This is a genomic window from Pontibacter kalidii, assembly GCF_026278245.1.
GTDB lineage: Bacteria > Bacteroidota > Bacteroidia > Cytophagales > Hymenobacteraceae > Pontibacter > Pontibacter kalidii.
In genome coordinates, this window is sequence record NZ_CP111079.1 from 3,657,635 (window position 1) to 3,667,500 (window position 9,866).

The window sequence follows — 9,866 nt, forward strand, 5'->3', positions numbered from 1 at the left end:
AACTTAGAGCCACGATTTTGCGCATACCCGATCATCAGAAGAGAACGCCATGAAGGTTACCTGCCTTACTTTTAACCCCTTTCAGGAGAACACTTACCTGCTGCACGACGACACCAAAGAGTGCGTGGTGGTAGACCCCGGCTGCTACGAGCGGCGGGAGCAGGAGCAGCTGAAAAAGTATATCGAAGACAACGGCCTGAAGGTGGTGCGCCTGCTCAACACCCACTGCCACATCGACCACGTGCTGGGCAATAAGTTTGTGGCCGATACCTACAACGTGGGGCTGGAGATACACCCGGAAGACGAGCAGGTGCTGCGCGCCGTGCCGACCTACGCCTCCAACTACGGCTTTCCGCTGTACGCCGAGCAGTTGCCGGCTTCCTACCTGAAAGAGGGCGAAAGTATAACGTTCGGCAACACGGAGCTGGAGGTGCTCTTTGCGCCGGGCCACGCGCCGGGCCACGTGGTGTTTTACAACAAGGCCGATAAAACCGTGATCGGGGGCGATGTGCTCTTCCAAGGCAGCATTGGCCGCACCGACCTACCTGGCGGCGATTTCGACACGCTCATTCAAAGTATAAAAACAAAGCTTTTCACGCTGCCCGACGAGGTGACGGTTTACCCTGGCCACGGCCCGGAAACCAGCATCGGCTACGAGAAAAAGTATAACCCCTTTCTGCGGTAGCCCGGCCGCTGCACCCTTTGCATGAAAAAACACATCCCGAACGCCATCACCTGCCTGAACCTGTTTGCGGGTTGCCTGGCGCTATACTTTGCCTTCAGAGGAGAGTTGGTCACCACCGCCTATCTGGTGGGCATCGCCGCCGTGTTTGATTTTATGGATGGTATGGTGGCCCGCCTGATAAAGGCCTATTCCGAGATTGGCAAGCAGCTCGACTCGCTGGCCGATATGGTGTCGTTCGGCGTGGTACCGGGCACGGTGATGTTCATCCTGCTGCAGCGCGCGGAGGCATCTATTTTAGGCATTCCTGCGGATATACTGCCTTTCTTCGGCTTTTTGATCACCATTTTCTCGGCGCTGCGCCTGGCTAAGTTCAACATCGACACCCGACAGACCACCTCGTTTATCGGCCTGCCTACGCCAGCCTGTACGCTGTTTGTGGCCTCTTTGCCGCTGATACTCGATACCGAGGGCCTGCTGGCCTTTGAGATCATCCTGAACCCGGTGGTGCTGCTTTCGCTAACAGTTATACTTTCGTTCCTGCTGGTGGCCGAGCTGCCGCTGTTCGCCCTTAAGTTCAAGAACTTTAGCTGGCAGGATAACGCCGTGCGCTTTATTTTCCTGGGCTTGTCGGTTATCTTGGCGGCTGTGCTTAAATTCGCGGCCATCCCGCTGATCATTCTGCTGTACGTACTATTGTCTCTCATCAAAAAAACATCTCATACATCATGAAATTTGTTGCTGAAATTGATGTAATGCCCCGCCCTGAGTTACTGGACCCACAAGGCAAAGCTGTACTGCTGGGCCTGGAGCACCTTGGCCTGGACCAGGTAGACAATGTGCGCATCGGCAAGCATATTACCCTGAACCTGGAGGCGGAGACAGAGGAGATTGCCCGCGAGAAGGTGGAGAAGGCCTGCAGCAAGCTGCTGGCGAACCTAATTATGGAGTCTTATACCTTCGAGCTGAAGCAAATATAGCACCCGGCTGTAGTTCAATATTTTAGCCGTATCTTTGTTAAGATATAAGGATGCTGCCTGCCCGTACGTTACGTATAAGCAGGCAGCTTTTCATAAATTTATACTTGCTTATGATGTGGCCCAAGCGATTGGTTTATGCGTGTGCACTTTGTCTGCTTTCCTGCCTGACAAACGCTGCCGCACAGACCACATCCCCCACTTCTTTTGCCAGCCAATCTGCACTCAGCGAAGGCGAGTGGTATAAGCTGGCCGTCACTGAAAGCGGCGTCTACAAGATAGATAAAAGCGTGCTGCAGGCGCTCGGCATCTCTCCCCAAAGTATAGATCCCCGGAAAATTCAGCTTTACGGCAACGGCGGCGGCATGCTGCCCCAGTCCAACAGCGCCCCCCGCCCCGACGATCTGCAGGAAAACGCCGTTACCGTTATAGGCGAGGAGGACGGCAAGTTCGACGACGCAGACTTTATACTTTTCTACGCCCAGGGACCGCACACCTGGAAGTATGATGAGACAGCGAAGCGCTTCCGCCACGAGTATAATGTTTACTCCGACACCGCCTTTTATTTCCTGCGCATCAACCACAGCCCCGGCGCACGCATCACCGCCCGGGGTCAGGCAGCAGGCGCCTCGCAACCTATAACCAGCTACAACGAACGGCTTTTTCATGAGCAGGACCTGAAGAACATGGTTTTCTCGGGCCGGGAGTGGTATGGCGAAGAGTTCAGCTCTTTTCAGACGAGCCGCACATTCAGCTTTCCGGTTTCAGATGTGGTTTTAGGTGCAGAGGTAACGCTGGAGGCGGCGCTCATGGCCAACTCCCCCACCGGCAGCAGCTTCACGGTGCAGCTCAACAGCCAGACACTTGGCTCACAGGAGATAGCCGGCCGCGGCACGCAAAAGTACCACCCGGAAGGCATCAACAGCATCAAAGCTTATACTATAAACCAGCAAAGCCTTGGTAGTGGCAATGAGTACAAGGTTACGCTTGCCTTCAGCCCCGGCGGCAGTTCTACGGCTATGGGATACCTGAACTACCTGGAGCTGCACTACGAGCGCCAGCTCAAGCTTTATGGCGAACAAACCGCCTTTCGCTCCCTCCAAAGTATAAACCAACCGGTTAGCACGTTTGCCATGGCCGGCCTTTCCGCAGGCGCCACCGTGTGGGACGTGACCAGCCCTGTGCAGCCGGTGATGCAACTGCATGCCAGCGGCACCTTTCGTGTGGCTACCGATGTGCTGCGCGAGTTCGTGGCGTTTCAGAGCAACAGTATCACCAACAAGCCTATCCCCGTGGGCCGAGTAGAGAACCAGAACCTGCACGGCCTCAACCAGAGCGGCTCCCTGGACTTTGTGATCGTCACGCACCCGGCTTTCCTGCAGGAGGCGCAGCGGCTGGCCACTCACCGGGCGCAGCACAGCGGCATGGAAGTGCAGGTGGTGACCACGCGTCAAGTGTACAACGAATTCTCCTCCGGGGCGCAGGATGTAACTGCCATCCGTGATTTTATGCGCATGCTCTACAGCCGCAGCAGCAAACCGGAGGGCGACGTGCTGTACCTGCTGCTCTTCGGCGATGCCTCCTACGATTACAAGAACCGTATCCGCAACAACACCAACTTTGTGCCGGTGTACGAGTCGCGGGAGTCGCTGCACCCGATTACCAGCTATAGCTCCGAGGATTACTTTGGTTTTCTGGATGAGGAGGAAGGCGAGTGGGCGGAGAACGCCCAGGGGGATCACTTGCTGGACATCGGCATTGGCAGGCTTCCGGCCCGGACAGCAGCAGAGGCAGCCACTATGGTCAGTAAGATCATCAACTACGACAGCCCTAGCCATTTCGGCAGCTGGCGCAGCAGGATAACGCTCGTCGCCGACGATGGCGACTACAACGAGCACCAGAACGATGCGGAGTTCCTGGCCAATTACCTCGTGGAGCATCACCCAAAGAATAACCCCAACAAAGTATACATAGACCTGTACCAGCAGCAGGCCGTGGCCGATGGGCAGCGCGTGCCGGAGGCCTCCACAGCCCTGGACAAGGCCGTGGAGCAGGGCTCCCTGATCACTAACTATACCGGACACGGCAACGAGGTAAGCTGGGCCTCGGAGCAGGTGCTCACGCTGCCGCAGATCAGCAACTGGAAGAACAAAAACAATCTAACCTTCCTGCTTACCGCCACCTGCGAGTTCGGCCGCTACGACGACCCGGGGCGTCCATCGGGGGCGGAGCTGGCGCTACTGCATGCCGAAGGAGGCGCTGTAGGGCTGCTCACCACCACCCGCCCCGTCTACTCCAACGGCAATCGCGTGCTCAACCGGAACTTCTATAGTGCTGCCTTCACACCCATCAATGGGCGTATGCCCCGCCTCGGCGACCTGGTGATGCTGACCAAGAACAATAGTATAACCGCCAATGCGAGTGGCTCCAGGGGGGTGAACAACCGCAACTTCTCCCTCCTCTCCGACCCTTCCCTGCAGCTGGCTTACCCAGACCTGGAGGCCAGGATCACACGCATAAACGGCCAGGAGGTCACGGCCGACACCCTTAGCGCCTTAGCAAAAGTTACCCTGCAGGGGCAGGTGCAGACCAGCTCCGGCAGCCTGGCCGGCGACTTCTCCGGCACCCTGCACCTGAAAGTATACGAGAAGCCCACCATCCTTCAAACATTGGGAGATGAGGATAGCCCTAAAGTGCCGGTACAAGTGCGTGAAAGTATACTTTATGACGGCAAGGCCAGCGTGCGGCAGGGCCAGTTTGAGGTCAGCTTTGTGGTGCCAAAAGATATTGCCTACCAGTACGGACAGGGTAAAATCAGCCTGTATGCCAGTAACAGCACTCAGGATGCCCTGGGCGCTAACCAGGAAGTGATCATTGGTGGTACAGCAAAAGAGGCTCCCGTAGACAACACCCCCCCAAGTATAAGGCTGTTCATGGATGACGACTCCTTCGTATCAGGGGGTATCACCGGCCAAACCACCACCCTGCTGGCCCGGCTTTTCGACGAGAGCGGCATCAATACGGCAGGTATCGGTATAGGCCACGAAATCACAGCCATGCTGGACGAGGAGCAGCATACGCTGGTGGTCCTCAACGATTACTATACGTCGGAGCCGGACAGCTACCAGCAAGGCGAGGTGAAGTATACGTTAAAAGACCTGCCGCCCGGCCCGCACACCATCCGGCTCAAGGCCTGGGATACGCATAATAATTCGTCGGAAGGCTATATAGAATTCTATGTATCTAATGATGCCCATCTTGCGTTAGAGCATGTATTAAACTATCCGAATCCGTTCTCAACAGAAACAACTTTCCTTTTTGACCATAACAGGGCCGGCGAAGACCTGGAGGTACAGGTACAGATTTACAACATGTCGGGCAAGCTAATGAAGACGCTGCAGACAACCAGCTACCATAGTAAAACACGTGTAGCAGAAATCTCCTGGAATGGTCGGGATGCGTACAATGATATGCTGACACCGGGCGTTTACATCTATAGAGTAACTGTGCGGTCGCTGCGGGATGGTGCGAAAGCATCCGATTTTGAGAAACTTGTAATTATTAACTAGTACAGTAGTACATATTTTCTATATTTGATATAGTTATCTATACCCTTCCTATGCAGAAAAATAGTAAGATACTGAAGGTCGCCGCGTTCGCGTTCGCCTTTATTTCAGCGCCAGCGGCGTTCGCACAATCAACGCCACCTGCAACAACTACCGGCTCTGATCTGAACGCCGTCACAACTGCGGTTCCAATCCTGACCGTAGGGCCTGATTCCCGCTCGGCAGCTTTAGGCGATGCTGGTGTGGCTGCATCACCCGATGCCAACGCATCTTACTGGAACCCTGCCAAACTGGGTTTTGTGCAGAACGACCTGAGCGTTTCCTTCTCCTATTCCCCTTGGCTGCGCAACATCGTGGACGATATGTCGCTGAACTACCTGTCGGGCTACAAGAAACTAAATGAGACTTCTGCCCTCTCTGTTTCCCTGATGTACTTCGACCTGGGGGAGATCCAGTTTATAGATGCGCAGCAAAACCCGCTGCAGAACTATAACCCCAAGGAGTATGCCGTGGCCGTGTCGTATGGCCAGGCGCTAAGCGAGAACTTCAGCGTTGGTATCTCTGCCCGCTACATTCACTCCAACCTTGCCGGTGATGTAAACGTGAGCGGCAGTAATACAGAGTCTCAGCCAGGCAACACAGCCGCTGTAGATGTGGGCGTATACTATAACAGAGACCTGAGCCAGAACCTGAACCTGGCCGTGGGAGCTAACATTTCAAACATCGGTGGTAAGATCGCTTACTCCGAAGATGAAGACAAAAGCTTCCTGCCTACCAACCTGAAGGTGGGAACCGCTATAAAGTATAACCTTGATGCCTATAACTCCCTTACCCTCCTCGTGGATGCCAACAAACTGCTTGTGCCGTCGCCAGGTGCTGACACAGACCAAAGTGTGATCGGCGGTATCTTCTCCTCTTTTGGAGATGCAGAGGGTGGTGCCAGCGAAGAGCTTAAAGAAGTAAACCTTTCCACAGGAGTGGAGTACTGGTATAATGAGTTGTTCGCAGCACGCGTAGGGTATTTCTATGAGCACCCGGACAAAGGCGGCAGAAAATATTTCTCAGCTGGTTTGGGCATACGCTACCAAAAGTTTGGTCTGGATGCCGCTTACCTTATCCCGAACGATCAGGGCAACCCGCTCGCCGATACGTGGCGCTTTACACTTGCCCTTAACCTTGAATAGTACATACCACTTTAAAGAATGCTTGATAGAACAAAAGCTCCTGACACATATGAAATAGATGCCGTTAGTATCCAGATAGCCGAGGTAACACACCTGAGCAATGGAGCCATACTGCATATTATCAAAAGCGAAACCCAGCCTGTTATCAGGCTGGATTTTGTTTTTAAGGCCGGTAAATGGTTCGAAGATAAAAAAGGTACCTCTGACCTGGCTGCGAAAATGCTGCTGGAGGGATCTCTTAACCATACGGCCAAACAAATAGCCGACAAAGTAGCTTTCTACGGAGCCTCCTTTGATAACAACCACGGTTACGACCGCACTGAATTTACCCTTTACTGCCTGGCCAAGTATACATCGGAGTTACTTGCCCTGGTGCTGGACGTGCTACAAAACCCGGCTTTTCCAGAGGAAGAGTTTAACCTGCTAAAGCAGCGCACTATCCAATCGCTGAAAGTGCAGCGGCAGAAAAACAACTACCTGGCTACCCACAGCTTTACGCAGCAAGTATACGGCAGTACCCATCCTTACACATTTGGTTTTGATGAAGGAGTACTGGAGGCAGTTACCAAGGAGGAGGTGGAACAGTACTACAGGAACAGGTTCATCACCCAGGAACTGGAAGTATTTGCCTGTGGCGCTGTTGATGAGCCACTACAGAAACAGTTGGAGCACGAAATAGCTGCGCTGCAGTTAGAGCCTTCTGCTGCTTCAGCAACTACTCCTAAAACAGGTATAACTGCTGAAGACAAGTATAAACTTGTACCTGTTGCTGATAGCCTGCAGTCATCCATACGCATCGGTAGGCGCTTCCCCAGAATAGACCATCCTGATTACCAAAAGCTCCTTGTTTTGAACGAAGTGCTCGGCGGGTACTTTGGCTCCAGGCTGATGCGCAACATCCGGGAAGACAAAGGCTATACGTATGGCATACATTCGGTCATATCACCAAAGGAGCAGGACAGTGTTTTCTACATTGGTACAGATGTTAACTATGCTGTGACAGACAACACGATAGAAGAGGTCCTAAAGGAGATAAAGCTCCTTCAACAGGAAGAGATACCAGTAGACGAACTGGAAACGGTTAAGAACTACATGCTTGGCAAGTTCCTCAACGATATTTCCACCATCTTTGACCAGTGCGACAGATATAAGCGCATCACCCTGCACAAGCTCTCCCCTGAGCACTATAATAAATATGTAACTACTATACGAACAGTCACCGCACCAGAATTATTAGAACTGGCCAATCAATATTATAAAGAAGAAGAACTACATACAGCTGTTGCTGGAAGAAAGGATTAAAAGAAAGCTATAGTCTTATTTCACTGGGAGCCCCGATCGCTAAGGTTGGGGCTTTTTCAGTGGCTTGGCTTTGGAGGAGGTGGTGGGGGGGAGGAAAAAGAAAAAAGGGGCAGCGGGATTTCTCCTGCTGCCCCTTTGTTGGGGTTGGCGGCCACCTACTCTCCCGGGGGTGAACCCAGTACCATCGGCGCTCCCGGGCTTAACTGCTCTGTTCGGAATGGGAAGAGGTGCTCACCGGGGCCATAGCCACCATTATCGTCGGCACGGCTGTTATGCGTGCGCAATGCTTTGTAGACATGATATGTGGGGGAGAGATGAAAAAAAAAGGTGAGAGCGGCGGGCCGGTAAAGCCGGGGCCTGTAGAACGCGCCCGGGCAATTAGTACCGCTCGGCTTTGCTATTTCTAGCTTTACACCTGCGGCCTATCAACGTCGTCGTCTTCGACGGCCCTTCCAGGGAGATCTCATCTTGGGGCGGGTTTCGCACTTAGATGCTTTCAGCGCTTATCCCGTCCGAGCGTAGCTACCCTGCGCTGCGGCTGGCGCCACAACAGGTCCACCAGAGGCTCGTCCAACCCGGTCCTCTCGTACTAAGGTCAGGACCCCTCAAATCTCCTACGCCCACAACAGATAGGGACCGAACTGTCTCACGACGTTCTGAACCCAGCTCGCGTGCCACTTTAATCGGCGAACAGCCGAACCCTTGGGACCTTCTCCAGCCCCAGGACGTGACGAGCCGACATCGAGGTGCCAAACCTCCCCGTCGATATGAGCTCTTGGGGGAGATCAGCCTGTTATCCCCAGAGTACCTTTTATCCTTTGAGCGATGGCCCTTCCATACGGAACCACCGGATCACTATATCCGCCTTTCGGCCCTGCTCGGCTTGTAGGCCTCACAGTCAAGCTCCCTTGTGCTATTGCGCTCTGCGCACGGTTACCAAGCGTGCTGAGGGAACCTTTGAAAGCCTCCGTTACTGTTTTGGAGGCGACCACCCCAGTCAAACTACCCACCAAGCACTGTCCCCCTCTTTGAGAGGTTAGGCGCCAAGCAACTCAAGGGTTGTATTTCAAGGACGGCTCCACGATGCCTGGCGACACCGCTTCACAGCCTCCAACCTATCCTACACATGAGTTACCCAGCGTCAATGCTAAGCTATAGTAAAGGTTCATGGGGTCTTTCCGTCCCGTTGCGGGTACTCGGCATCTTCACCGAGACTACAATTTCACCGAGCTCACGGCTGAGACAGCGCCCAGATCGTTACACCATTCGTGCAGGTCGGAACTTACCCGACAAGGAATTTCGCTACCTTAGGACCGTTATAGTTACGGCCGCCGTTTACCGGGGCTTCGATTCAATGCTTCGCCTTGCGGCTAACATCCCCTCTTAACCTTCCGGCACCGGGCAGGTGTCAGGCCTTATACTTCATCTCTCGATTTCGCAAAGCCATGTGTTTTTGTTAAACAGTCGCCTGGGCCTTTTCACTGCGGCTTCTCTGGTTGCCCAGAGGAAGCACCCCTTCTCCCGAAGTTACAGGGTCATTTTGCCGAGTTCCTTGGCCGTGATTCACTCGAGCACCTTAGGATTCTCTCCTCGACCACCTGTGTCGGTTTGCGGTACGGGCAGCCATGCAGTCAAACACTTAGCGGGTTTTCTTGGGAGCCTGGTTAGGGACACTCGCCGCCCCCGAAGGGTTGGCGTACTTTCCACTTTCAGCTAGCCTGGCGTACTTCACAACCAAGCCACTACCTACGGTGTTAAGCGCACTATTCCGTCAGTGCGCGGTCCTTTCACTTCTCCGTCACCGCATCGCTATGCATGGCCGGTGCTGGAATATTAACCAGCTGTCCATCGACCTGCGCTTTCGCCTCGGCCTTAGGACCCGACTAACCCTGATCCGATTAGCGTTGATCAGGAAACCTTGGTCTTTCGGTGTGCGGGTTTCTCGCCCGCATTATCGTTACTTATGCCTACATTTGCTTTTCCGAACGCTCCAACGCGCCTCGCCGGCACGCCTTCACCGCCTTCGGAATGCTCCCCTACCAGTGTAGTAAACTACAATCCGCAGCTTCGGTATTAGACTTGATGCCCGATTATTATCGATGCCCTCTCGCTCGACCAGTGAGCTGTTACGCACTCTTTAAAGGAATGGCTGCTT

The 9,866-nt window shown here is 53.9% G+C and carries 6 protein-coding genes and 2 rRNA genes (1 of these 8 cut by a window edge); 6 read left to right on the plus strand and 2 right to left on the minus strand.

Going from position 1 to position 9,866, the window contains the following annotated elements; genetic code table 11:
• The first annotated feature begins 49 nt into the window (after nt 1-49).
• The 6 genes from OH144_RS15185 (at nt 50) to OH144_RS15210 (ending at nt 7,711) form a co-directional block, all read left to right on the plus strand.
• Nucleotides 50-685, plus strand: coding sequence for an MBL fold metallo-hydrolase (locus OH144_RS15185; protein ID WP_266203127.1), 636 nt, complete (start codon nt 50-52; stop codon nt 683-685).
• 21 nt (nt 686-706) lie between these two features.
• On the plus strand, nt 707-1,414 hold the full coding sequence (pssA, locus tag OH144_RS15190; protein ID WP_266203128.1) for a CDP-diacylglycerol--serine O-phosphatidyltransferase: 708 nt from the start codon (nt 707-709) through the stop codon (nt 1,412-1,414).
• Entirely contained in the window at nt 1,411-1,662 is a 252-nt protein-coding gene (gene purS, locus OH144_RS15195) for a phosphoribosylformylglycinamidine synthase subunit PurS (protein ID WP_266203129.1), read from the plus strand. Before pssA ends, purS begins: the two co-directional genes overlap by 4 nt.
• Before the next feature lie 110 nt (nt 1,663-1,772).
• Complete coding sequence (gene porU / locus OH144_RS15200) at nt 1,773-5,228, plus strand: type IX secretion system sortase PorU (RefSeq protein ID WP_266203130.1); 3,456 nt, start codon at nt 1,773-1,775, stop codon at nt 5,226-5,228.
• 50 nt (nt 5,229-5,278) lie between these two features.
• Nucleotides 5,279-6,409 carry a type IX secretion system outer membrane channel protein PorV gene (porV, locus tag OH144_RS15205; protein WP_266203131.1) on the plus strand — a complete coding sequence of 377 codons (1,131 nt, stop codon included), beginning with the start codon at nt 5,279-5,281 and terminating at the stop codon, nt 6,407-6,409.
• Between the two features lie 18 nt (nt 6,410-6,427).
• Nucleotides 6,428-7,711, plus strand: coding sequence for a M16 family metallopeptidase (locus OH144_RS15210; RefSeq protein WP_266203132.1), 1,284 nt, complete (start codon nt 6,428-6,430; stop codon nt 7,709-7,711).
• A gap of 142 nt (nt 7,712-7,853) precedes the next feature.
• Here OH144_RS15210 and rrf read toward each other — a convergent pair.
• Both rrf and OH144_RS15220 read right to left on the minus strand, forming a co-directional pair.
• Nucleotides 7,854-7,965 (minus strand): 5S ribosomal RNA (gene rrf / locus OH144_RS15215).
• Nucleotides 7,966-8,069: 104 nt separating this feature from the next.
• Nucleotides 8,070-9,866 (minus strand): 23S ribosomal RNA (locus tag OH144_RS15220) (it continues 1,096 nt past the right edge of the window).

What these genes read in the sequence shown, in the direction of transcription:
- OH144_RS15185 (WP_266203127.1), top strand. Translation starts at nt 50, where the DNA reads ATGAAGGTTACCTGCCTTACTTTTAACCCCTTTCAGGAGAACACTTAC.
- porV (WP_266203131.1), top strand. Translation starts at nt 5,279, where the DNA reads ATGCAGAAAAATAGTAAGATACTGAAGGTCGCCGCGTTCGCGTTCGCC.
- purS (WP_266203129.1), top strand. Translation starts at nt 1,411, where the DNA reads ATGAAATTTGTTGCTGAAATTGATGTAATGCCCCGCCCTGAGTTACTG.
- OH144_RS15210 (WP_266203132.1), top strand. Translation starts at nt 6,428, where the DNA reads ATGCTTGATAGAACAAAAGCTCCTGACACATATGAAATAGATGCCGTT.
- pssA (WP_266203128.1), top strand. Translation starts at nt 707, where the DNA reads ATGAAAAAACACATCCCGAACGCCATCACCTGCCTGAACCTGTTTGCG.
- porU (WP_266203130.1), top strand. Translation starts at nt 1,773, where the DNA reads ATGATGTGGCCCAAGCGATTGGTTTATGCGTGTGCACTTTGTCTGCTT.